Below are 22145 nucleotides of genomic sequence, written 5' to 3'. Positions count from 1 at the left end.
CCGACCACGGAGGTGGCGACGGTGGCGACCCTCAAGGACGCTACGGCGATAGCCGGCATCGGGCAGACGCCGTTCGCGAAGCAACTCCCGCAATCGGAGAAGGAGTTGGCCTGCCGGGCGATCGTCGCGGCGCTGGCCGACGCCGGGATCGCCCCCTCGGAGGTGGACGCCTTCGCCTCCTACACCATGGAGGAGACCGACGAGGTCGAGATCGCCAAGGCCATCGGTGCCGGGGACGTCACCCACTTCTCCAAGGTCGGCTACGGCGGCGGCGGTTCCTGCGCGACGGTGGCCCACCTGGCCGCCGCCATCGCCACCGGCCAGGCCAGCGTCGGCGTCGCCTGGCGGTCCCGCAAACGCGGCTCGGGACCGCGGCCCTGGAAGAACACCCGGGTCCAGCTGCCCACCCCGGGGCAGTGGACGCGCCCCTTCGGGCTGCTGCGCCCTGCCGACGAGATCGGCATGCTGGCCCGCCGCTACATGCACGAATACGGCGCCACCCGCGACCACTTCTTCAACGTCGCCCTCGCCTGCCGCAACCGCGCCAACCAGAACCCGGCCGCGCTGATGTACGAACGCCCGCTGACCCGCGAGATGTACATGACCGCCCGCTGGATCAGCGAGCCGCTCTGCCTCTTCGACAACTGCCTGGAGACCGACGGCGCGCTGGCCTGTGTGGTGGTCGCGGCCGAGCGCGCCCGCGACTGCCGGCACCGCCCCGTCTACGTCCACGCCGCCGCCCAGGGCCTGCCCGCCCAGCACCACGGCATGGTCAACTACTGGAACGACGACCCGCTCACCGGCCCCGCCTGGACCGCCGCCCGGCAGTTGTGGAAGGGCGCCGACCTGGGCCCGCAGGACGTCGACGTGGCACAGATCTATGACGCCTTCACCCCCCTGATCCCCCTCTCGCTGGAGGGCTACGGCTTCTGCGGGCGCGGCGAGGGCGCGGCCTTCACCGAGGGCGGCGCCCTGGAGACCGGCGGCCGGCTGCCGCTCAACACCGGCGGCGGCGGCCTCTCGGAGGCCTACGTCCACGGCTTCAACCTCATCACCGAAGGCGTCAAGCAACTGCGCGGCACCAGCACCGCGCAGGTCCCCGGCGCCGCCACCTGTCTGGTCACCGCGGGCGAGGGCGTCCCCACCTCGGCCCTGCTGCTGAGGAGTTGAGACGCCATGACCCTTCGTGAGCCCGCCGGCGGGCCCGTGCGGGAATCCGTGCGCGATGCCATGACACCGAGAGTGCCACCCGCCACTGACAACCGGCCCGACGACGGCGCCGGCCTGCTGCTTCCCGTCCCCGACGAGGACGGCGCCCCGTTCTGGGAGTACGCCGCCAGGGGCGAGCTGCGCGTCCAGGCCTGCGACGACTGCGGCGCGCTGCGCTTCCCGCCCCGGCCCTGCTGCCCGCACTGCCAGTCCTTCGCCGCCCGCTGGCAGAAGATGAGCGGCCGCGGACGCATCTGGTCCTACGTACTGCCGCACCCCCCGCTGCTGCCCGCGTACGCCGCCCTGCCCGGCTACAACGCGATCGTCGTGGAGCTGGCGGAGGCCCCGCGCATCCGCCTCGTCGGCAACCTCGTCACCGCCGCCGACGCCCCGCTCAACTCCGTCGCCCCCGCCCGGCTGCGCATCGGCGCCCCGGTGAAGGCCGCCTTCCACACCCTCCCGGAAGGCGTGACCGTGCCCCGCTGGCTCCTGGAGCGGCCATGACCCTGCGGATCGCGGTCAAGGACGGCGTCGCCCTGGTCACCCTCGACCGGCCCGACCGGCACAACGCCCTCGACCTGGACACCGCCGCCGAACTCGCCGCCACCTGGCGGGCGTTCCGCTGCGACGACGCCGTACGGGCCGCGGTGATCACCGGCGCCGGCGGCCGGGCCTTCTGCACCGGCCTGGACCGCTCCGCACACGTGCCCCAGCCCTCCTCGCCCTTCTCCCTGGACGACCCGCTGCTCCACATCGGCCCGAAGGCCAACGACCTGTGGAAGCCGGTGATCGCCGCCGTCGACGGCATGGCCTGCGGCGGCGCCTTCTACCTCCTGGGCGAGGCCGAGTTCCTCATCGCCTCGGAGAACTCCACCTTCTTCGACCCGCACACCACCTACGGGATGGTCAGCGCGTACGAATCCATGTCCATGGCGCAGCGGATGCCCTACGGGGAGATCGCCCGGCTGGCGCTGATGGGGACGGCGGAGCGGCTGGGCGCACCCCGCGCCTACCGGATCGGCCTGGTCTCCGAGCTGACCGCGCCCGGCGCCGCCGCCGAGGTGGCGCTGCGCCGCGCGGCCGTGCTCGCCGCCCAGCCGACCGAAGCGGTCCAGGGCACCGTACGCGCCCTGTGGGCGGCCCGGGAGGCGGCCGCGGCACCGGCCCTGGCGCACGCCCCGCAGCTGATCGCGCTGGGCAACCTGCCCCCGGACCGCCAGGCGGAGCTGTTCGCCGCCCGGAAGCGGCCCGGCCACCAGGATGGCGGACCCGACGGCGGCCCTCCGGTGAGGTGACCCACCGGGACGGCGACCCACCGGGCGGCGGCCCCTTACATACGGGTCTTGTGCGCCCGGGTGATCTGGCAGGTGTACCAGAACTGCCCGATGGAGGACTGGTTGACGGTGTACTTGGCGGTGTACGTCTCGGTGTCCCCGGGGCCGACGACGATGGAGCGCTGGTGCAGCCCGTACGCCTTGCCGTCGGCCGGCTTGGCCTTCATCCAGTTGACGGCCATGTCGTAGGAGAAGGAGTCCGTCGTGGACGGATTGGTGATGGAGACCGTGTAGGTGAACTGCCGCAGCGAATTGGAGAAGTCGCAGTTGCGGCCGGTGACGTCGTCCCGGCCGTCCGGGTCGTAGGTCTCCTCGGCCGGCGACGGCGAGTAGGTGGGCTCCTCCGACGGCTCGCTCGTGTCGTACCCGTCGCTGGGCGAGGCCGTCGGGGAAGGGGGCAGCACCACCGGGTGCCGCTGGGGCAGGAGACAGCCGCTGGCCGTAGTGGCCGTGACCAGTACCAGGGCCGTGGCGGCCGCCGCTCTGCTCCCCCTGCGGGCACCCCCGCGGACGGCCGTACCCATGCGCATGCGCTGCTTCATACTCCGCTCGATCCCCCGTGAGAACGTCCGACCCCGTCGCCACACCGTGGCTTGACGCGTGCACGGCACCCTAGCAAGAGCCGGTGACACCCCCGACGGGGCACCGCCCACGCGGACGGGCGTACCTGTCTCGCGGGCGCAGACGCGCAGGCGTAGCGTCGGTCACGGAGGACGACTGGACGACCCGAAGCGAGGCGACGCCCGTGGTGCGCAACGTTCTCGGGTCGCTGATCGCCCTCGTCGGAGCGACGGCCGCCGTCTGGAGCCCCTTCCGTCCCTGGTACGACGGCCGTCACGGCAATGACGTCCGGATCGAGGACCTCTTCCACGGCATCACGGGCAACGGTGCCGCGCTCTTCGGCTCGCTCCTCCTCCCCATGGCCTTCGCCGCGCTGCTGACCCTGATCGGTGTCGCCCTGCGCTCCCGGCTGCTGGTGACCGTCGCCGGCCTGGTGGTGCTCGGCTTCACGGTCCTGTGGATGGTCCGCCAGGGCCAGGCCGCGAGCGAGCTGACGGCCGGCGCCCGCGGTCTGGGGGTGGGCGTGGCCAACGCCCTGGGCGGCGGCGCCCTGCTGCTGCTCGGCGCCCTGGTCATGCGGGGCCGCGGCCGCCGGGTCCTCGACCGCGACTACGACGACCGGGGATACGACCGCGGGTACGACGACCGGCGCTATGACGACCGCGGGTACGACGACGGGTACTACGGACGCCCGCCGCATGACGACGGCTACTACGGACGCCCGCCGTACGACGAGCGCTACGCCGCCCCTACCCGCTACGACGAGGACACGCCCTACCCCCCGGGGACGCCCGAACCCTGGGACGCGGGCCGTCCGGGGGCCGAGGAGTGGAACCCGGAGCCGTACTCGACCGGACCCACCCCCGCCGGACCACCGACGGGCCCCGCCCCCGGCGGCCATGGTGGCGGCGCCTACGGGCCGCGCGACGACACCCCCACCGCTCCCCAGCCGGTGCCCCCGCCGCCCCCGCCCACCCGGCAGCAGCCACCGCCACCCCAGCCGGTGCCCCCGCCGCCCCCGCCCACCCGGCAGCAGCCACCGCCACCCCAGCAGCCCCAGCAACAGCAACCCCCGCCGCCCCCGCCGACCATGCCGGCCCATCAGCAGCCCCCCACACCTCCCGTGGAGTGGGGCAGGGAGCAGCGGCAGCCGGCTCACCAGGAACCGGAACAGCCCCCACGGCGGCAGGAACCCGAACAGCCCCCGGAGGAGCGGCAGTAGACGTCCGGGCCCCTACGGCGGTGCCGCGCGCGACACCTCACGGCTGCCGGTCACGGCCCGTTACGACCGCCGCGCCAGCCCCGTCCCCTTGGCCGCGTCCAGCGCGTACACACAGCGGTCCTTGCTGCAGGCGTACACCACGCCGCCGACCGCCACCGGGGAGCCGGTGATCTCGCCGCCGGTCTCCAGCTTCCAGCGCAGCTGGCCGCCCATCGCATCGAGCGTGTAGAGGCAGTGGTCGGCCGAGCCGAAGTGCACCCGGCCCTCCGCGACGACCGGGGCGCCGACGACCTCGGCGCCGGCCTGGAACCGCCAGCGGGGGGTGCCGGTGACCGCGTCCAGGGTGTAGAGCGCCTTGCCGCTGCCCAGATGGACCGCACCGTGGGCGACCAGCACCGGTTCGCCGGACTGCCGCGCCTCGGTGGCGATCCGCCAGCGGTCGCGGCCGTCCGCCGCGTCCAGCGCGTAGACCGTGCCGAGGTAGTCCGCCAGATAGACCCCGCCGCCGGTGACGGCCGGGCCGGGGGCGAAGGCGGGCGGGCTCAGGAACACCGCGGGCGCCTCGAAGTGCCAGCGCACATCGCCGCGTGCGCTGTCGAGCGCCAGCACCCGGGTGCCGGCGACCACGTAGACCGCGCCGTCCGACGCCGGCAGCAGCCGCATCGGCACCCCGCCGCAGGCCGCCGCGTCGCCGATCGGATACGACCAGCGCTCGGCGCCGGTCCGCGCCTCCAGCGCCTTGAGCCGCGCATCGGCCCAGACGTAGACCGTGCCGTCGTGCACCACGGGCCCGGCCTCGGCGCTCTCGAAGTCGGTCTGGACGCCGCCGGCCTCCCACAGCAGTTCGCCGGTGCCGGCCTCCCAGGCCTGGATGCCGCCGCCGCGGGTGGTGGTGACGACCGTCCCGCGGTCGACCTCCAGGGCGTAGACCCAGCCCTCGGTGTTCAGCCGCCAGCGGTCGCTGCCGTCCTCGGCGTCCAGCGCATACAGGCTCGGGCCGTCCGACGCATGGATCCGGCCATCCGCGACCGCCATCGCCCAGGCGACGTCGCGGGTCTTGAACTTGCGGCGTCCGCTGGCCACATCGAGCGCATGCACCTCGAAGGACGTGACGTACAGCAGATCGTCGGCGACGGCCGGGGTGCCCCAGACGTCGTTCGACATCCGGAACCGCCAGGGGCGCCAGCGGCCCGGCTCGGCGGGCGGTGCCTCGGGCGGCGGCGGGGCCTCACCGCGGCCCGGCCCCTCCCCCGCCGCGGCGCCGCCGGCCTGACCCTGCGGCGGCACACCGGTCGTGGGGGCACCGGGCGGACGCACCCAGTTCGTGGCGGCACCGGCCTGCCCACGCGGCTGCGGGCCCGGGGAGTCGGCGCGCGGGCCCGGCCCTATGGGGGAGGGCGAGCCGCCGAGGCGTACGGGTCCGGCCGCGCTGTCCGCGGGGGCGGGCGGGGCGGTGGACAGGGCACCGGCGGGCGGCGCCGCGGAGACCGGCGTCACCCGGGCCGGGGCGTCCGTGCCGAGCGCCGCGGCCTGCGGCATCGGGCCGGGGTGGGCGCCGCGCGGGTCGCTGACGCGGTGCGCGCCGGGGCCCGCGCCGACCTGGCCGCCCCAGCCGGACTCCGCGCCGACGGGGGCGCTCTCGGGCCGCGGCGGCGCCGGGACGGGCTGTGCCGCGGGCATCGGGGGCGACGCGGGCGGGGCCGGCGGTGCGGCCGGTGCCTGGCGGCCCGCGGCGCGGCCGGAGCCGGCCCGCTGGCCGTTGGCGGCTACGGCGGAGCGGCCGCCGCGCCGGCCCTCGATGAGCGCCACCGCGCCGGGCGGCAGCCAGGCCGAGGCGGTGCCGCTGTCGTCGCTGCCGGAGCCGAAGAGATGCGGGGCGAGCTGGGACTGCAGATCGGCGGGGGACGGCCGCTGGCCGGCCTCCATCTGCATACAGGACTCCATGAGCGGACGCAGTTCGTCCGGCAGGCCGGCCAGGTCAGGGCCCTCCCGCAGCAGCATGAAAACGGTCTCGACCGGGTTGGCACCGTGGAACGGCGCATGCCCGGTAGCGGCGAAGACCAGCGTGGAGCCGAGGGAGAAGACATCGCTCGCGCCCGTCACGCTGCGCGAGTCACGCGCCTGCTCGGGCGACATGTAGGCGGGCGTGCCGACGGCCACGTTGGTCATCGTGAGCCGCGTGTTGGACACCCCGGAGGCGATACCGAAGTCGATCACCCGCGGGCCGTCCTCGACGACCAGGACGTTCGACGGCTTCAGGTCACGGTGCACCAGGCCCGCGCCGTGGATGGACTGCAGCGCCTCGGCGATACCGGCCGCCAGCCAGCGCACCGCCTGGGCCGGGAGCGGCCCGCACTCATTGACTATTTCCTCCAGGGAGGGCGCGGGCACATAGGCCGTCGCGAGCCACGGCACCGCGGCGCGCGGGTCGGCGTCCACCACGGCCGCGGTGTAGAAGCCGCTGACCGCGCGGGCCGCCTCGACCTCGCGTGTGAAGCGGACCCGGAACAGCTGGTCCTCGGCGAGCTCGGTCCGCACGGTCTTGATCGCCACGCGCCGGCCGGACGCCGAGCGCGCCAGATAGACCAGTCCCATGCCGCCGGCCCCGAGACGGCCGAGCACCTCGAACGGGCCGATCCGCCGGGGATCGTGCTGCGTCAGCTGCTTCAGCTGCTCCACCACTTGCCTGCCACCTCCCCGTGGGGCGAAAAAAGAGACTCTCAATAGCCACGAGCCGCCGAGAGCCACTGCCCCGTGCAGCGTCTCACCGCCTGGCCGAAACGGCCGTACGCGTGCTGATTCTTCCTGGCCGAGCCGACGGTTGCGAACCCGGGGCCTGTCCGCCGTGTCACGGCATACCCCCCGTAGCCCGCACCGGGCCCGTTACCCGATGTAACCCAACCCCGCCTGACGTGCTCCTATACGTCCGCCGACGGGTGGTTGCCCCAGGGGTTACCCATCGGTTATGGACGTTCTTCGCGTGGTGCCGCCCGGCATATGGACGTTCACCATTCCGTTTGACGGGCGTATCGGGGGAGCGGTTCACACTCTCCGGCATCCGATATCCGCGGTGGCCGAAACCATGCGGTTGCACCGACTGCGCGCACCCCTCCCCCACCGGTTATGCCCTCCCCGTCCTCACTCCCGGCCCTGCGGTCCAATTCTGCGCTTTCGAAGGTCATTTCGGCGCCACGACCCCCCGATGCGGCGCCGTGCGGTCCGTGAGACAGCGCACAGCGGCAGCCGTCTCGGCCGTATGCCCACGCTAGCCCCGGTTCACCCGGCCCGCCCGGCGAGAATTCGAATACCTGATCGATCCACAGGGGTCGTACCGGGGGCGCCGACAGCACCTGACGCACGAGGCAGAAGTTCAACTGACGGCCATCGCACTGTACTTGCGGTGCGAAGAGGGGCCACTTATCCACCAAAGTTGTCCACAGCCTGTTGATAAGACCGTTCACCGATTCGGGCCAAGCGGGGCCGTGCGGACCCCGGCTGCGGGCGGACCCGCTACCCGCACAGACGGCCGGGCCGCGCAACCCGAACTCCCCCATCCCCATTTGCAGGCAGCCAAATCGCGCTCCGATCACCCCTCGGTAAGCTGACGGCATGACAGGACAAGTGCGAACCGTCGACGGCAGAGTTGCCGGCCGCCGCGGACAGGCGACGCGGCAAAAGCTTCTCGACTGCCTCAGCGAAATGCTCAGTTCGTCCCCCTATCGGGACGTCAAGGTCATCGATGTAGCCCGAAAAGCGGGGACTTCACCCGCTACGTTCTATCAGTACTTCCCGGACGTCGAGGGCGCTGTCCTCGAAATCGCCGAGGAGATGGCCAAAGAAGGCGCCACTCTGACCGATCTTGTCGCCGAACGCTCCTGGGTGGGCAAGTCCGGCTGGCAGACCGCGGAGGAACTGGTCGAGGGCTTCCTCTCCTTCTGGCGCAGGCACGATGCGATTCTGCGCGTCGTCGACCTGGGCGCGGCCGAGGGTGACAAGCGGTTCTACAAGATCCGCATGAAGATCCTCAATGCCGTCACCAATTCTCTTACGGACTCCATCAAGGATCTCCAGAGCAAGAACAAGGTCGACAAGGACGTGAGCGCGCCCGCCATGGCCGGCTCGCTCGTCGCGATGCTGGCAGCGGTCGCCGGGCACCAGAAAGGCTTCCAGAGCTGGGGCGTCAAGCAGGCCGAGCTCAAGCCGAACCTGGCGCTGCTGGTGCACTTCGGCGTCACCGGAAAGAAGCCGACCAAATAGCGTCGCCTTTTTGAATCCGGCCGCCTGACCAAGCATCCGAGACAGCAGCCGGGGAAGCGGCCGAAGAATCCGCCGCGCCCCGAAGTCCCGGTGTTCCCGGGACGGTTCGCCGTCGGTCCTGTATTCGTCCTGCCATAGCTGTATTACACACGCAGCGGGCGCCGCGCGCCCCCTCGGGGGTCCGCCGCGGCGCCCGCTGTCGTCTGCGCGCCCGGACCGGCCGGGCGGCGGCGCCACCGCCGCGCCCACCGCCCCGCACGCCGGCGCGCGCACCGTCTCGCTCAGCGCCTCTCCAGCCGGAACAGCCGGATCTCCCGTGCCACCCGCGCCTGGTACGCGGCGTACGGCGGCCAGAACGCCAGCGCCGTCCCCCAGGCCCGCGCCCGCTCCCCACCGGTCAGCAGATGGGCCCGCACCGGAATGTCCTGACCTCGCCAACTCACTTCGGCTTCCGGGTTCTTGAGGAGGTTTCCGGTCCAGGCCGGGTGCCCCGGCCGGCCGAAATTGCTGCCGACCACTATCCAGCTGCCGTCCTTCTGCGGCAGGCACGCCAGCGGAGTACGCCGTGGCTGCCCGCTCCTGGCACCGGTCGCGGTCAGGATCACCCCGGGCAGCATCCGGGCGCTGAGCAGCACCTTTCCACGGGTCAGCCGGTGCACCGCGCGGTCCAGCCCGGGGATGACGTGCGGCGCGATCCGGGCGAACGCACGGGTCGCGGAGATCCTCTGGAGCAGCCGCTCACCCGGCGGCATCAGACATCCACCGCCTCGGGCGCGCGCACCGCCGCCGGCCCACTACGGCCCGGCCCGCCATCGGCACCCGCCCGTACTGCCCCGCCCGCGAACAGCCCCGCCTCCTCGGCGGCCCGCGCCCGCAGCCGGTGCACGGGGCCCAGCAGCAGTTCGTCGCCGGCCGCGCGCTTGAAGTACAGCTGCGCCTCGTGCTCCCAGGTGAAGCCGATCCCGCCGTGCAGCTGCACCGTCTCGGCCGCCACCGTACGCAGCGTCTCCAGCGCCTGGGCGAGCGCCAGCGCCGCCGCCCCGGGCTCGGCCGCACCATCCGCCCCCGCGGCTCCGGATCCGTTGCTGCCCGCCGACCACGCCGCGTAGTACGCCGCCGAGCGCGCCGCCTGCAGCCGCACGTACAGGTCGGCGAGCCGGTGCTGGACGGCCTGGAAGGAGCCGATCAGCCGGCCGAACTGCTCGCGCTCCTTGACGTGGCCGACGGTGCGGGTCAGCGCGGCATCGGCCGTCCCGACCGCCTCGGCGGCCAGCGCCGCGGCCGCCACCACCCCGGTCGCGGCGAGCGCCGCGGTCACCGCCGCCTCGTCTCCGTCCCCCTCCCCCAGCAACTCGGCCGGAACCTCGCGCAGTTCGAGGCGCGCCTGCGCCCGGGTCTCGTCCAGCGCGGTCTGCCGGGTACGCAGCAGACCGGGCACGCCGTCCCGCCGCCCGTCCGGCCCGTCCGCCGTTGCCGCCCGTACGAGGAAGAGCAGGGTGCGGCTGCGCGCGTACCCGCCGGTGTGGGCGGCCACCACCAGCACCTCCGCGGTGTGCCCGGCCAGCACCTGCCCGGCCTCGCCGTACAGCCGCCAGCCGTCGTCCGCCGGCCGCGCCTGGATCCCGCCGGCCCGGCCGCCGCCCGCCCAGCCGCCGTCGTTCGGCCCGGTCAGCGCAAGTGCGGTGGCCAGCTGCCCGCCCGGGACGACCAGCGTGCCGGTCAGCTCCCCGGTGGCGAGGGCCGACAGCAGTCCCTCGCGCTGCCGCGCACTGCCCAGCGCGAGGATCAGCGGGGCGGCCAGCGCGGCGGTGGCGATCAGCGGCGAGGGGAGGACGGCTCGGCCGGTTTCCTCGCAGGCCAGGGCGAGTTCGGTGGGCGAGCAGCCCACCCCTCCGTACGCGGCCGGCAGCGCCAGGCCGGGCAGCCCGAGCCGGCCGGCGAGCTCCCGCCACAGCTCCTGGTCGTACCCCGGTGGGGTGCGCACCGCCGCCTTGACCCCGTCCGGACCGCAGCGCTTGAGCAGCAGTTCGCGCAGCGTACGGCGGATTTCGTGCTGCTCCTCGGTGAACGCGGCATCCATCGGCGGGCTCCTCCCGGCCGTGCGACAACACCCGTCCGGTCCGACGGGCCGCCGGCTTCCGATCTGACGGGCCGTCATAGTAGGGACGGACGGTGCACATTCCTAGGGCGATTCCGCAATGGCCGGCCGGGCGGGCGGCAGGGGTCAGGCCACGCCGCCGGGCGCACGCTGGGGCCGGGCCATATCGCCAGGCGCACGCCGGGGTCTGGCGCACGCCGGAGCCCGGCCACGTCACCGGGCGCACGCCGGGGCCGGGCCACGTCGTCGCGGCCCGGCCCCTCGAACTCCCGTGGGCGGCGCCGGAGTCGCCTGCGGCCGCCCACGCTCGCTCAGCGGATCAGATGCACGGTGATCAGCGTTTCCGTGTCGCTGACGTTGTCGCCGTGGACGGTGCCGTGTGCGGTGCGGTAGCGCCCGGTACCTCCGGTGATCGCGAGGTCGATGTTGCCGGGGCCGGCGCCTGTGACGGTGAACCGGCCCTCGACGGTGAGCTGTCCCAGGGGAAGGGCGAGGTCGGCCGCGCACTGGAGGTCGAACTCATCGGCGGGGGCGGTGCGGGTCAGCGTGCAGATCTGGCTGTAGGTGCCGACCGGGACGCCACCGCGCAAGAGATTCCCGGTGATGACGAATTCATCCCCCTGGCTGGGCCCGGACGACCCGTCCACATCGATAAAGTTGCCCTGCGTCTGCTGCGCGGTCAACTGGAATACTTCTTCTCTCGGGTAGTGATCGGTGGCGGCCGACGCCGGTTGCGGGCAGAAAAGAAGGGCCGCAATTCCGGTGGCCGCGCTCAGCGCGATGCGCTTGGCGTTGAAGTGACGCACGACTTCTCCTGTGGGACTGGAAGGGAAATGCACTCGGCTGGATGCCTGAAGGGGCTCTCGTGCCCGGACGGCGGGGGGCGCGGCCGGGTCAGATGCCGGGCGCGGCGACGTAGGTGAACGATCCCGATGCGGTGCCGCCGGGGGTGGTGACGGTGACGTCGAAGGTGCCCTCGGTGTCGCTGGGCGGGGACACGGCGGTCACGGTGGTGTCGGAGATGACCGAGAAGGGCGCCGGAGTGCCGTGGAAGGTGACCTGTTCGGTGTAGGTCAGGCCGGTGCCGGTGATCGTCACCCCGGTACCGCCGGTGACCGGTCCCGAGCTGGGGCTGACGTCCGTGATGGTGGACTGGTCGACGTAGGTGTAGAACAGGCCGTCCGCGCTCCCGCCGCTGGTCTTCACGGTGACGGCGACGGCACCCGGGGCCGGGGCACGGGCGGCTCTGACCGTGACCTGGGTGTCGGAGAGGCTTTGGATGACGGCTCGGGTGGTGCCGAAGTACACGTCGATCGCCCCGGCGAGGTTGCGGCCGGTGATGACGATCTCCTGGTCGCTGCCCGAGACGGGGCCGGCGTCGGGGCTGATGCCGGTGAGGGCGGGCGCCGGCATGTAGTAGAAGGCCCCGAGGGTGCCGGTGCCGCCCGCGGTGGTGACCGTCACGGGGACGACACCGGCGCCGGCGGGGGAGATGACGGTCACCGATGTCGCCGTGTTGGCGGTGATGACGGCCTGCGCGGTGCCGAAGTGCACGGCGGTGGCGTTGGCCAGGTGGTGACCGGTCAGCGTCACGGTGGTTCCGCCCGCCATGGGCCCCTGGTCGGGGATCACGGTCGTCGCCATGACGTCGACGGTGCCGGCATCGACATTGCCCACGTAGGCGCGTGTGCCGGCGGGGAAGACGGCGATGCCGGTGGGACCGTCTCCCGCACCGATGTTCTCGACGACGGTGCGGGAGACGGTGTCGATCACACTCACCGTGTCCGGTCCGGAATTCGGCACGTACAGATGGGCGCCGTCGGGGCTCAGCGCCGGGAAGCGCGGCTGGGCGCTGACGCCGATGTTGTCGGTGGTGATGTTCGTGGCGGTGTCGATCACACTCACCGAGGAACTGCCGGCGTTCGTGACGTAGACGCGGGCCCCGTCGGAGCTGACCGCCAGCAGGATGGGGACGTCGCCGGCGACGATCGTGGCGATCACGGTGTTCGTGGCGGTGTCGATCGCGCTGACGGAACCCGAGAAGCTCGCCACGTAGGCGCGGGTCCCGTCCGGGGTGATGACCACGCCGGTCGGCCCGGTATCGACGGTCACGGTGTCGGTGACGGTGTTGCTGGCGGTGTCGATCACACTCACCGTGTCGGCGGTCTGCCGCGTCACATAGACACGCGTCCCGTCCGGGGTGACCGCCGCCATCGTCGCCCCGGCCCCTACGGGGATGTCCGTGACGAGGGTGTCCGAGGCGAGGTCGAACACGCTGACCAGACCGTCGTCGAAGACGGTCACATAGGCGCGGGTGCCGTCGGGACTGATCGCCACGTCGGTGGGACCGGCTCCCGTGGTGATGGTGTCGATCACGGTGTCCGTGGCGGTGTCGATCACACTCACCGTGTTCGAGCCCCGGTTGGCCACATAGGCGCGGGCCCCGTCCGGGGTGAGGGTAATTCCCTCCGGGGTGTTCCCCACGGGAATAACAGCACCCGCAACAAACGCCGCATTTAATGCGGAGTGGGGTGCCGGGGAAGGCTCCGAAGATGGTGAATCCAAGGCGAACATGACACTCCCCAAAGAAGGCGAGACGATCTTTGTCCCGCACGCGGAAATGTCTGCTCCGCCGCATGGGCAAACAGCGAGCAGTCAACCGGCAGCGAATCGCCGATGAAATACGCAGGCAAACAGAGAATACCCTCCCCGGGAAAGCATTTAAAGGTCGCACAATATCTCCGATAATCGCTTTAAGGCCCAGGGAGGGCGGGCGGACCCGGCCGCGATCCACCGGGCGGACGGGGCTGCCGGCCGGCGCCCCGCGCCCTGCCCCGCCCCACCACATCTGATGTACCGTCAGATTCATGACTTCAGGGACCCCTTACGGGAATCGCAAGGTCGCTGTCGCCGGAGTCGCCCTGTCCGACTGCGGACGCGTGGACGACGCCACCCCGTACGCCCTGCACGCCCAGGCCGCCCGCCGGGCGCTCGCCGACAGCGGCCTGGACCGCTCGGCGATCGACGGCTTCGCCTCGGCCGGGCTGGGCACCCTCGCCCCCATCGAGGTCGCCGAATATCTGGGCCTGCGCCCCACCTGGGTCGACTCGACCTCGGTCGGCGGCGCCACCTGGGAGGTGCTGGCCGCGCACGCCGCCGAGGCGATCGCCGCCGGCCATGCCGACGCGGTGCTCCTCGTCTACGGCTCGACCGCCCGCGCCGACATCAAGGCCGGGCGCCGCACCTCGAACCTCTCCTTCGGTGCCCGCGGCCCACTGCAGTTCGAGGTCCCCTACGGGCACACCCTGATCGCCAAATACGCCATGGCCGCCCGCCGCCATATGCACCAATACGGCACCACACTGGAGCAGTTGGCCCGAATAGCGGTCCAGACGCGGGCCAACGCGGCGGCCAACCCGGAGGCCATGTACCGCGACCCGATCACCGTCGACGACGTCCTCGGCGGCCCGGTGATCGCCGACCCGTTCACCACCCTGCACTGCTGTATCCGCTCCGACGGCGGCTGCGCGGTCCTGCTCGTCGCCGAGGACCGCGTCCCGGATCTCGCCAAACCCCCGGTGTGGGTGCTCGGTTCCGGTACCGCGGTCTCGCACACCACCATGTCGGAGTGGGACGACTTCACCGTCTCCCCCGCCGCGGTCTCCGGCCGGCTGGCCTTCGAACGGGCCGGGGTCCGCCCCGACGAGATCGATCTCGCCGAGCTCTACGACGCCTTCACCTATATGACCCTGGTGACCCTGGAGGACCTGGGCTTCTGCGCCAAGGGCGAGGGCGGCGCGTTCGTCGGGACGGGACGGCTGCTGCGGGACGGGGACCTGCCGGTCAACACCGACGGCGGCGGACTGTCCGCCTGCCACCCCGGTATGCGGGGCCTGTTCCTGCTGGTCGAGGCGGTACGGCAGCTGCGGGGTGAGGTCGGCCCGGACCGCCAGGTCCGCAAGGCCGACGGCGCATTGCCTCGGCTCGCGGTCGCATCGGGCACCGGCGGCTGGTTCTGTTCGTCGGGGACGGTGGTGCTGGGGCGGGAGTGAGGGTGCGGACGGGTGTGGCGGCTAGGGGGTGCGGCGACTAGGGACCCGGCCATGATCCGCCGGACAGCCCCTAGGAGGCGGACGGCTCGGAGGAAGTGGGCCGGACGGGCGGGCGGGTGATGACGCTGAAGGCCGTTCCGAAGGGGTCGGTGAGCGCGGCCATGCGCCCGTAGGGGGCGTCCTCAGGGGCGTCCGCCGTGCCGCCCGCGCCGCGGGCGAGGGTGACCAGCTCATCGGTGTCCGCCACCTCGAACACGGTCTGCCAGCGGGACGCAGTGGCCTGGGGCGTACCGAAGATGCCGCCGATCTCATGGCCGTCGGGGCGGCGCAGGAAGGTGAAGTCGAGGTCGGGGACGGCGTCGTTGCCGTCGAGCGTGAAGCCGAAGACGTCGGAGTAGAAGCGGCGGGCGGGCTCGGGGGCCGGGGTCGCCAGATCGTTGCGGACCAGCGTGCAGGGCTCGTTGACCAGCTCGCAGCCCGGCAGCGTACGCCCCTGCCAGAGGCTGAAGCGGGCCCCTACGGGGTCCGCCACCACGGCCGTACGGGCCAGGTCCGCCAGCTCCGACGGCGGTGCGAGCAGGGTCCCGCCGCTGTCGGTGATCCGCCGGGCCGCACCGTCACAGTCGTCGGTGGCGAGATACGGATGCCACCAGGACTCGCCCTCGACATCGGCGGCGGACACCGGCCGCAGCGCCGCCACCCGCCGTCCGCGCAGCAGACACAGGGCGAGGGGGCCGCTTGCGGTGGACACCTGCTCGTACTCCCAGCCGAACAACGCGCGGTAGAACGCCTTCGCACGGTCGAGGTCGGGGACCCCGAGATCGATCCAAGTCGGCGTCCCGAACGGCTGGTTGGTGCTGATCTCGCTCATCGGATCCCCTTCGCAGGTGGCGCTGCCGGGGGCCACGCTAGTGAGCATTGAGGACGGTAAGTGTCCTAGTTGGCGCATGACTTCCGTGGTGTCCGCAGTGACGACGGGGTCGCTGACCGACCGGCCGTGGCCGTTCTCACACCACGGTCACGATCGTTTCGCAGCAGACTGACTCCCATGTGGACTCCCCTGTGGACGCAGACCTTCGCGGCGGCCGGAGTGCTCGCCCTGCTGACCGTGGTGCCGGGGCCGGACATGGCCGTGGTCACCAAGCGCGCGATCACCGCCGGCCGGGCGGAGGCCCTGCGCGCCGCCGCCGGCATCACCACCGGGCTCCTGGTCTGGGGCGTGTGCACCGTGGTCGGGCTCGCTGCGGTCCTCGCAGCCTCGGCGGAGGCGTACTTCGTGGTCAAGATCCTGGGCGCCGGGTACCTGATCGTCCTCGGCCTGCAGGCGCTGTGGCAGAGCCGCCGCTCCGCGCCCCGGACCGCCGGGCCGGAGACCACGGGTTCGGGGCGCGCCTACCTCACGGGCCTGACCACCAACGTCCTCAACCCGAAGATCGCCGTCTTCTACACCGGTCTGCTGCCGACGCTGGCCCCGCACGGGCTGTCCACGACGGCCGGCATGGGGCTGCTGGTCCTGCTGCACGCGGCACTTACCCTGACCTGGCTCGGGGCCTACGCCTACCTGGTCTCCCGGGCGCGCGCGGTCTTCGAACGGCCCAGGGTCCGCCGCCTGCTGGACCGCGTGACGGGCGTGGTGCTCCTCGGCTTCGGGGCGCGCGTCGCCATGGAAGCCAACTGAGAAGCCACGCACGGGGGGAGCGGACATGGGCAGGACGCTGAGCACGATCGAACGGATCTGGCGGTACCCCATCAAATCCACCGGCGGTGAGGTGCTGGACGAGGCCGCTGTCGATGCCCGGGGACTCGTCGGCGACCGGCTCTACGCGGTGCGGGACGCCGAGGGCAAGTTCGGCTCGGGCAAGAACACCCGCCGCTTCCGGCGCATGCCGGGACTGCTGCGGCTGCGGTCCCGTTACCCCGGAGGAGCAGCCACGCAGCTGCCCGAGCTGCTGGACCCGGACGGCGAGCCGGTACCGGACCCCAGCGCCTATGTGCGGCGCTACCTGGACCGCAACGATGTCGAAGTGGCCCGTGAGGAGGCGGTCTCGCACTTCGACCAGCTCCCCGTCAGCCTTCTGACCACCGCCACCCTCGACTGGGTCCGCGCCGCCGTGCCCGGCGTACCCGTCGACGAGCGCCGGTTCCGGCCGAACCTGCTGGTGCGGACGCCGCCGGGCACGCCCGCGTTCGTGGAGGACGAGTGGTTCGGCAGCACCGTCCGTGTCGGCGACACCCTGCGCTTGCGTGTCGAGCGCTCCAGCGAGCGGTGCGCGATGACCAACGAGGCCCAGCAGGACCTGCCGCACTCCCCGCGGATCCTGCGCGCCATCGCGCAGGCACACGACATGCGGCTGGATGCACTGGCCACGGTCGCGCAACCGGGACGCGTACGGCTCGGGGACACCGTCGAACTGCTCTGAACCACGTCCGATGTCGTCAGCCTCCGCCGTCGGTCTTCGACGTCGGTCTTCGTCGTCGGTCTTCGTCGTCGGTCTTCGTCGTCGGTCTTCGTCGTCAGCCCTCTCGTCACCTCGCGATCGGCCTTCGATGCCTCGTACGCCGCCCGCTCCCCTGCGCCGTCCGCCCACCGCCGTACGCTGCCTGCCATGACCGATCACCCCGCGCACCGGGACACCCCGGACACCGCCCCCACCGACACCCCGGCGGCGCACCACTCCGACGATGCGGAGGCCCGCGCGTTCCGGGAGCTGCTGCGCGGGCTGCGGGTCTGGGACGCCGAGCTGCCGTCGTTCGATCCGGAGACGGCCCCCGCCGAGCCGCTGCCGCTGTTCCGGCAGTGGCTGCGGGAGGCCGCCGAGGCCGGTGTTCCCGAGCCGCACACCATGACGCTGGCCACCGCCGACGCGGCCGGCGACCCCAACGTCCGGACCCTGATGCTGCACGACGCCGATGAGCGCGGCTGGCACTTCGCCTCGCACCGCGGCAGCCGCAAGGGCCGCGAACTGGACGCCCGGCCGCGGGCGGCGCTCGGTTTCTACTGGGCGGCGGTCGGCCGCCAGGTGCGGGTCCGCGGACCGGTGACCGCGGCGGGCCCCGAGGAGAGCGCGGCCGATCTGCACCGCCGCTCCACGGGTGCGCTGGCCGCGGCGCTGGTCGGCCGGCAGAGCGAGGTGCTCGGCTCGGTCGGGGAGCTGGCACGTGCCTCGGACGCCGCGTGGGAGCGCGCCCGGCGCGAACCGGAGGCGCCGGTGCCTAGCTGGACGCTGTATGTGCTGGACCCCGAGGAGGTCGAGTTCTTCCAGGGGGATGCGCAACGCCGGCACGTACGGGTCAACTACCGCCGGGAGGGCGGGGGTTGGGTGCGGGAACTGTTGTGGCCGTAGGGCGGTGGGTGCTCGGGGGCTGCCGAGGACTCGGGGGTGCCGACGGTTCCGGGCCCGGTGGCTCCGAGGGCCGGTGACTCCGGGGGCCAGTGATTCGGGGCGACGGTGACGCGGGGGCGCGCGCTCGCCCCGCCCTCACAGCTGCTGGTACATGATGTGCAGCCCCACATACCCCTTGGTGGGGTGCCGGAAGCCCTCGGGCAGGGTCGTCATGATCTGGAATCCCAGGGACTTCCAGAGCGCGACGGCGCCCGTGTTGGTCTCCACGACGGCGTTGAACTGCATCGCCCGATAGCCCTCGGCGCGGGCCCGGTCCAGTACGTACTCGCCCAGGGCCCGACCGGCGCCGCGGCCCCCGTACTGCGGGTCGACCATGAAACTGGCAGTGGCGATGTGCGAGGCGCCGCCCATGTGGTTGGGGTGCATCTTGGCCGTACCGAGCACCGCCCCGGCGTCATCGACGGCGACGACCGTGTGGCCCGGCGGTGCGAGCAGCCACATCTCACGGGCCGTCGCCTCATCGAGGTCCCGCGGATAGGTGTAGGTCTCCCCGGCCGCCACGATGGCGTGGAGGAAGGGCCAGATGGCGGGCCAGTCGGCCGCGGTCGCCGTACGGATCAGCACGCCCTCAGCATGCCGCGGGCCCGGACGGCCCGCCACCGGAATTCCCCGGGGGCCGGCCGCGTATCAAGCGGGCCGGAAGACGGGGAAGGCGAACCCGCTGCCGTCCACGGCGCCCGTCGCCCCCGCGCTGCGGAAGTGCACCACCAGCGGCATCCCGATCCGCAGCTCGGACTCGGGGCAGTCGGTGATCTCGGTCATCATCCGCGGGCCTTCGGCGAGATCGACCACGGCCGCGGTGTACGGGACCCGGTCGCCGAAGGGCGGGAGATCATTGCGGTGCACGACGGACCAGGTGTAGAGGGTGGCGCGGCCGGTGGCCGTTTCCCATCCGACGTTCTCGCTCCAGCAATACGGACAGAACTCGCGCGGGTAGTGATGGGCCGCCCCACACCCCTCGGCCCGGCAGCGACGCAGCAGCAGCAGCCCTTCAGCCGCCGCGTCCCAGTACGGACGCGTGAAGGCATCACTCTCCGGCAGGTCGAAGCGCGCTGCGGCCCGCGGGGCGGCCGGCACCGGATTCCGCGTGGCGGCCCCCGCGCTCCCCGCGTTCCCGGCCCTCACTGAGACTCCCCCGTCGCAGCGTCGAGAGGCCACGCGCCCCTCCAACGGTGCCCGCCGACCACCCCCGAGGCCCGCGCGAGGCCCGCACCGCGCTCGGACCAGCCCTGCTTGCCCTTGTGCCGCCGACCCTCCGGCCGCCACAGGCCAAGGCCGATGCGAAGCACGGCCGGCCGCTCAGCCCCACCGAGCCAGATCGTCTGCATTCCGCACACCCTCCCAGCCCCCGTCGACGGATCCCTGACGGTACGTCAGTTCAGCCGAAGCGGGGCAAGTCCGCAAGGGGAGGGCGAGGCACAGCACGGCGCGCCACGAGCGGGGCGCAGCCCGCGACCGGGGAGCCCCCCACCCCGCCCCCGCCCAAGGTTTACCGTGCATCCATATTCCTGACGGAGCGTCAGTTCAGTAACCTGACTATGTGTCAGGTAATCAGAGCCGTCTCAGAGGAGCGGGCGTCTGCGATGCTTGGATCGACTCACGGCACCCTCACCACGCACTCCCGGCCGGCCCGCGTCGTGGCCTGTGGGGAGCAACGACCACACACCGTCCACGGCATCAGTGAACCGCACTCCGGCAGCGGGGGACAGGGCGCCGACGCCCTCGACCGCGATGTCAGCGGGCGTCCGCTGCAGGCTCCGGTACCCGACCTGGACCGGTTCTTCCGGCCCGAGTCCGTGGCGGTGATCGGCGCCTCGGACAGCGCGGGGCGTCCCAACACCGGCATCACGCGCCAGCTGATCGCCTGGGCGGAGCGCGTCGGAGCCCGGCTCCATCCCGTCAACCCGGGGCGCGCCGAGGTCTTCGGGCGGCCCTGTCACGCCACCGTCGCCGATCTGCCGGAAGCCGTCGATCTCGCCGTTCTGCTGGTCGGCGATCCGCTGCCGGTCATCGAGCAACTCGCCGAGGCCAAGGTGAAGTTCGCGGTGGCCTTCGCGTCCGGTTTCGCCGAGACCGGCGAGCGCGGCGCGGCCGCCCAGGCCCGGCTGGCCGAGGCCGTCGCACGCTCCGGCCTGCGGCTGCTCGGCCCGAACACCAACCTCAACGCCTTCGAGAAGTTCCGCACGGACCTCGACGGCCCCGCCATCGCCCTCATCACACAGTCAGGCCACCAGGGCCGGCCGGTCTTCAGCCTCCAGGAACTGGGCATCCGCCTCTCGCACTGGGCCCCCACCGGCAACGAGGCCGATCTGGAGACCGCCGACTTCCTCTCCTACTTCGCCACCCGCCCCGAGGTCGGCGCCATCGCCGCGTATGTGGAAGGGCTCAAGGACGGCCGCAGTTTTCTGCTCGCCGCCGACCGCGCCGCCCGCAACAAGGTCCCTGTCGTCGCCGTCAAGGTCGGCCGTACCGAGACCGGCGCCCGGACGGCCGCCTCGCACACCGGCAAGCTGACCGGCGCCGACGAGGTCGTGGACGCCGCGATGCGGCAGTTCGGGGTGATCCGGGTGGACGGGCTCGACGAGCTCCAGGACACCGCGGCGCTGCTGGCCCGCGCCAGGAAACCCATCGCCGAGGGTGTCGCCGTCTATTCGATCTCCGGCGGCACCGGCGCCCACTTCGCCGATCTGGCGACCGCGGCAGGGCTGCAGCTGCCCACCCTCGGCGACGCCAAGCAGACCGAACTGCACCAGTGGATACCGGACTACCTCAGCGTCGCCAATCCGGTCGACAACGGCGGGCACCCGGTCGGCGACTGGCGCGGACCCAAGATCATCGAGGCGATCCTGGCCGACCCGTCCATCGGCGTCCTGATCTGCCCGATCACCGGGCCCTTCCCGCCGATGAGCGACAAGCTCGCGCAGGATCTGGTGGACGCGGCGGAGCGCACGGACAAGCTGGTGTGTGTGGTGTGGGGCTCGCCGGTCGGCACCGAGGTCGCCTACCGCAGCACCCTCCTGGGCTCCTCGCGGGTGGCGACCTTCCGCACCTTCGCGAACTGCATCACCGCCGTGCGCGCCTATCTCGACCACCACCGCTTCGCGGCCGGCTACCGCTCCCCCTTCGACGACGCCCCGCGCGTCCTCTCCCCCTCCGCACGCAAGGCGCGGGCGCTGATGCGTCCGGGCGAGCAGCTGAGCGAACACGCGGCCAAGCAGCTGCTGCGCGCCTACGGCATCCGGGTCCCGCGCGAACAGCTGGTGACCAGCGCGGCGGCGGCCGTACGGGCGGCGAGCCTGGTCGGCTACCCCGTGGTGATGAAGGCCTCCGGGCCGCAGCTGGCGCACAAGACCGAACTCGGCCTGGTCAAGGTCGGTCTGACCTCGGCAAGCCAGATCCGGGACGCCTATCGCGAGCTCACCGACATCGCCCGTTACGAGGACGCCCCGCTGGACGGCGTGCTGGTCTGCCAGATGATCGAGCGGGGCGTCGAGATGGTCGTCGGCGTCACCCGGGACAGCCTCTTCGGGCCGACCGTGACCGTGGGCCTGGGCGGGGTCCTGGTGGAGGTCCTGCGGGATGTCGCGGTCGGCGTACCGCCCTTCGGCGAGGACCAGGCGCGCGCGATGCTCGGCGAACTCCGCGGCCGCGCCCTCCTGGACGGCGTGCGCGGCGCACCGCCCGCGGATGTCGATGCGCTGGTCGAGGTCGTGCTGAGGGTGCAGCGGATGGCCCTCGAACTCGACGGCGAACTGGCCGAGCTGGACATCAATCCGTTGGTGGTCCTGCCGCGCGGCCAGGGCGCCGTGGCCCTCGACGCCCTCGCCGTCTGCCGCTGACCGCATCGGCGCGCGCCCCCGCCGCCCCCAGGCCGGCAACAGCCGCCCCGCCGCCGGCCACCGCCGCCTTGCCGGACCCGACACCCGCCGCCACGCCCGCGACCACCACCACAGCCACCCAGCCGCGACCCGGCGCAGGCACCCCGGCCGTCCCCTCCGCCCCCTCCGT

General features: G+C 72.7%; 19 protein-coding genes and 1 pseudogene. 10 read left to right on the top strand and 10 right to left on the bottom strand.

Annotation, left to right across the window (positions count from 1 at the left end; genetic code table 11):
• Nucleotides 1-21: 21 nt before the first annotated feature.
• The 3 genes from CPH93_RS19830 to CPH93_RS19820 are packed head-to-tail and all read left to right on the top strand — an operon-like array spanning nucleotide 22 to nucleotide 2504.
• Nucleotides 22-1170 carry a lipid-transfer protein gene (locus CPH93_RS19830; RefSeq protein WP_096213584.1) on the top strand — a complete coding sequence of 383 codons (1149 nt, stop codon included), beginning with the start codon at nucleotides 22-24 and terminating at the stop codon, nucleotides 1168-1170.
• A gap of 60 nt (nucleotides 1171-1230) precedes the next feature.
• Nucleotides 1231-1713, top strand: a complete 483-nt coding sequence (locus CPH93_RS19825; protein WP_096215511.1) for a Zn-ribbon domain-containing OB-fold protein — start codon at nucleotides 1231-1233, stop codon at nucleotides 1711-1713.
• Nucleotides 1710-2504 carry an enoyl-CoA hydratase/isomerase family protein gene (locus CPH93_RS19820; protein WP_096213583.1) on the top strand — a complete coding sequence of 265 codons (795 nt, stop codon included), beginning with the start codon at nucleotides 1710-1712 and terminating at the stop codon, nucleotides 2502-2504. The genes CPH93_RS19825 and CPH93_RS19820 overlap by 4 nt, the downstream gene beginning before the upstream one ends.
• Nucleotides 2505-2539: 35 nt before the next feature.
• Here CPH93_RS19820 and CPH93_RS19815 read toward each other — a convergent pair whose 3' ends face one another.
• Nucleotides 2540-3073, bottom strand: coding sequence for a hypothetical protein (locus CPH93_RS19815; RefSeq protein WP_093488795.1), 534 nt, complete (start codon nucleotides 3071-3073; stop codon nucleotides 2540-2542).
• Nucleotides 3074-3288: 215 nt separating this feature from the next.
• On the opposite strand from CPH93_RS19815, the gene CPH93_RS37615 reads away from it, so the two are divergent.
• A complete protein-coding gene (locus CPH93_RS37615) occupies nucleotides 3289-4326 on the top strand; it encodes a hypothetical protein (RefSeq protein ID WP_096213582.1) in 1038 nt (345 codons plus the stop codon).
• Between the two features lie 60 nt (nucleotides 4327-4386).
• Here the strand turns inward: CPH93_RS37615 and CPH93_RS19805 are convergent, their stop codons facing one another.
• Nucleotides 4387-7008, bottom strand: coding sequence for a serine/threonine-protein kinase (locus tag CPH93_RS19805; RefSeq protein ID WP_096213581.1), 2622 nt, complete (start codon nucleotides 7006-7008; stop codon nucleotides 4387-4389).
• A 927-nt stretch (nucleotides 7009-7935) separates the two neighbouring features.
• Here CPH93_RS19805 and CPH93_RS19800 point away from each other — a divergent pair.
• Nucleotides 7936-8583, top strand: a complete 648-nt coding sequence (locus CPH93_RS19800; RefSeq protein WP_006604963.1) for a TetR family transcriptional regulator — start codon at nucleotides 7936-7938, stop codon at nucleotides 8581-8583.
• A gap of 281 nt (nucleotides 8584-8864) precedes the next feature.
• On the opposite strand, the gene CPH93_RS19795 is transcribed toward CPH93_RS19800, so the two are convergent.
• The 4 genes from CPH93_RS19795 to CPH93_RS19780 form a co-directional block, all read right to left on the bottom strand.
• Nucleotides 8865-9335, bottom strand: a complete 471-nt coding sequence (locus CPH93_RS19795; protein WP_093483748.1) for a nitroreductase family deazaflavin-dependent oxidoreductase — start codon at nucleotides 9333-9335, stop codon at nucleotides 8865-8867.
• A complete protein-coding gene (locus CPH93_RS19790; protein WP_096213580.1) occupies nucleotides 9335-10663 on the bottom strand; it encodes an acyl-CoA dehydrogenase family protein in 1329 nt (442 codons plus the stop codon). The genes CPH93_RS19795 and CPH93_RS19790 overlap by 1 nt, the downstream gene beginning before the upstream one ends.
• A gap of 329 nt (nucleotides 10664-10992) precedes the next feature.
• Nucleotides 10993-11487 carry an allene oxide cyclase barrel-like domain-containing protein gene (locus tag CPH93_RS19785; RefSeq protein WP_096213579.1) on the bottom strand — a complete coding sequence of 165 codons (495 nt, stop codon included), beginning with the start codon at nucleotides 11485-11487 and terminating at the stop codon, nucleotides 10993-10995.
• 88 nt (nucleotides 11488-11575) lie between these two features.
• Nucleotides 11576-13165, bottom strand: a complete 1590-nt coding sequence (locus tag CPH93_RS19780; protein WP_096213578.1) for an IPT/TIG domain-containing protein — start codon at nucleotides 13163-13165, stop codon at nucleotides 11576-11578.
• Between the two features lie 383 nt (nucleotides 13166-13548).
• Here CPH93_RS19780 and CPH93_RS19775 point away from each other — a divergent pair, with 383 nt between their 5' ends.
• Nucleotides 13549-14733 (top strand): thiolase C-terminal domain-containing protein, encoded by a 1185-nt coding sequence (locus tag CPH93_RS19775; protein WP_096213577.1) that lies wholly within the window; start codon nucleotides 13549-13551, stop codon nucleotides 14731-14733.
• A 70-nt stretch (nucleotides 14734-14803) separates the two neighbouring features.
• Here the strand turns inward: CPH93_RS19775 and CPH93_RS19770 are convergent, their stop codons facing one another.
• The gene (locus tag CPH93_RS19770; RefSeq protein ID WP_096213576.1) at nucleotides 14804-15604 is read right to left on the bottom strand and encodes a VOC family protein; all 801 of its coding nucleotides are present in this window, start codon (nucleotides 15602-15604) and stop codon (nucleotides 14804-14806) included.
• A gap of 189 nt (nucleotides 15605-15793) precedes the next feature.
• Here CPH93_RS19770 and CPH93_RS19765 point away from each other — a divergent pair, with 189 nt between their 5' ends.
• The 3 genes from CPH93_RS19765 (at nucleotide 15794) to CPH93_RS19755 (ending at nucleotide 18077) form a co-directional block, all read left to right on the top strand.
• Nucleotides 15794-16411 (top strand): LysE family translocator, encoded by a 618-nt coding sequence (locus CPH93_RS19765; RefSeq protein ID WP_093488797.1) that lies wholly within the window; start codon nucleotides 15794-15796, stop codon nucleotides 16409-16411.
• Nucleotides 16412-16436: 25 nt separating this feature from the next.
• The gene (locus tag CPH93_RS19760) at nucleotides 16437-17153 is read left to right on the top strand and encodes an MOSC domain-containing protein (RefSeq protein ID WP_096213575.1); all 717 of its coding nucleotides are present in this window, start codon (nucleotides 16437-16439) and stop codon (nucleotides 17151-17153) included.
• 186 nt (nucleotides 17154-17339) lie between these two features.
• Nucleotides 17340-18077 (top strand): pyridoxine/pyridoxamine 5'-phosphate oxidase, encoded by a 738-nt coding sequence (locus CPH93_RS19755; protein WP_096213574.1) that lies wholly within the window; start codon nucleotides 17340-17342, stop codon nucleotides 18075-18077.
• A 135-nt stretch (nucleotides 18078-18212) separates the two neighbouring features.
• Here CPH93_RS19755 and CPH93_RS19750 read toward each other — a convergent pair whose 3' ends face one another.
• From CPH93_RS19750 to CPH93_RS36840, 3 genes and pseudogenes are all read right to left on the bottom strand, one after another.
• Nucleotides 18213-18701: a GNAT family N-acetyltransferase gene (locus CPH93_RS19750; protein ID WP_093648914.1), complete on the bottom strand. Its 489-nt coding sequence runs from the start codon at nucleotides 18699-18701 to the stop codon at nucleotides 18213-18215.
• A 63-nt stretch (nucleotides 18702-18764) separates the two neighbouring features.
• On the bottom strand, nucleotides 18765-19214 hold the full coding sequence (locus tag CPH93_RS19745; protein WP_093648915.1) for a Zn-ribbon domain-containing OB-fold protein: 450 nt from the start codon (nucleotides 19212-19214) through the stop codon (nucleotides 18765-18767).
• An 89-nt stretch (nucleotides 19215-19303) separates the two neighbouring features.
• Nucleotides 19304-19465: pseudogene (locus CPH93_RS36840) on the bottom strand (DoxX family protein); the annotation flags it as partial.
• A 255-nt stretch (nucleotides 19466-19720) separates the two neighbouring features.
• On the opposite strand from CPH93_RS36840, the gene CPH93_RS19735 reads away from it, so the two are divergent.
• Nucleotides 19721-21976, top strand: a complete 2256-nt coding sequence (locus CPH93_RS19735; protein ID WP_096213573.1) for an acetate--CoA ligase family protein — start codon at nucleotides 19721-19723, stop codon at nucleotides 21974-21976.
• Nucleotides 21977-22145 lie beyond the last annotated feature (169 nt).

The organism is Streptomyces sp. 2323.1, from assembly GCF_900221035.1.
GTDB classification, from domain to species: domain Bacteria; phylum Actinomycetota; class Actinomycetes; order Streptomycetales; family Streptomycetaceae; genus Streptomyces; species Streptomyces sioyaensis.
Note: the sequence above shows the minus strand (reverse complement) of the source record. Positions and strands in the feature narration are given on the sequence as shown.

Bases quoted from the DNA above. Each gene is read 5' to 3' on its own strand.
- CPH93_RS19735 (WP_096213573.1), top strand. From the start codon at position 19,721: ATGCTTGGATCGACTCACGGCACCCTCACCACGCACTCCCGGCCGGCC.
- CPH93_RS19760 (WP_096213575.1), top strand. From the start codon at position 16,437: ATGGGCAGGACGCTGAGCACGATCGAACGGATCTGGCGGTACCCCATC.
- CPH93_RS19770 (WP_096213576.1), bottom strand. From the start codon at position 15,604: ATGAGCGAGATCAGCACCAACCAGCCGTTCGGGACGCCGACTTGGATC.
- CPH93_RS19795 (WP_093483748.1), bottom strand. From the start codon at position 9,335: ATGCCGCCGGGTGAGCGGCTGCTCCAGAGGATCTCCGCGACCCGTGCG.
- CPH93_RS19800 (WP_006604963.1), top strand. From the start codon at position 7,936: ATGACAGGACAAGTGCGAACCGTCGACGGCAGAGTTGCCGGCCGCCGC.
- CPH93_RS19790 (WP_096213580.1), bottom strand. From the start codon at position 10,663: ATGGATGCCGCGTTCACCGAGGAGCAGCACGAAATCCGCCGTACGCTG.
- CPH93_RS19775 (WP_096213577.1), top strand. From the start codon at position 13,549: ATGACTTCAGGGACCCCTTACGGGAATCGCAAGGTCGCTGTCGCCGGA.
- CPH93_RS19815 (WP_093488795.1), bottom strand. From the start codon at position 3,073: ATGCGCATGGGTACGGCCGTCCGCGGGGGTGCCCGCAGGGGGAGCAGA.
- CPH93_RS19755 (WP_096213574.1), top strand. From the start codon at position 17,340: ATGACCGATCACCCCGCGCACCGGGACACCCCGGACACCGCCCCCACC.
- CPH93_RS19825 (WP_096215511.1), top strand. From the start codon at position 1,231: ATGACACCGAGAGTGCCACCCGCCACTGACAACCGGCCCGACGACGGC.
- CPH93_RS19820 (WP_096213583.1), top strand. From the start codon at position 1,710: ATGACCCTGCGGATCGCGGTCAAGGACGGCGTCGCCCTGGTCACCCTC.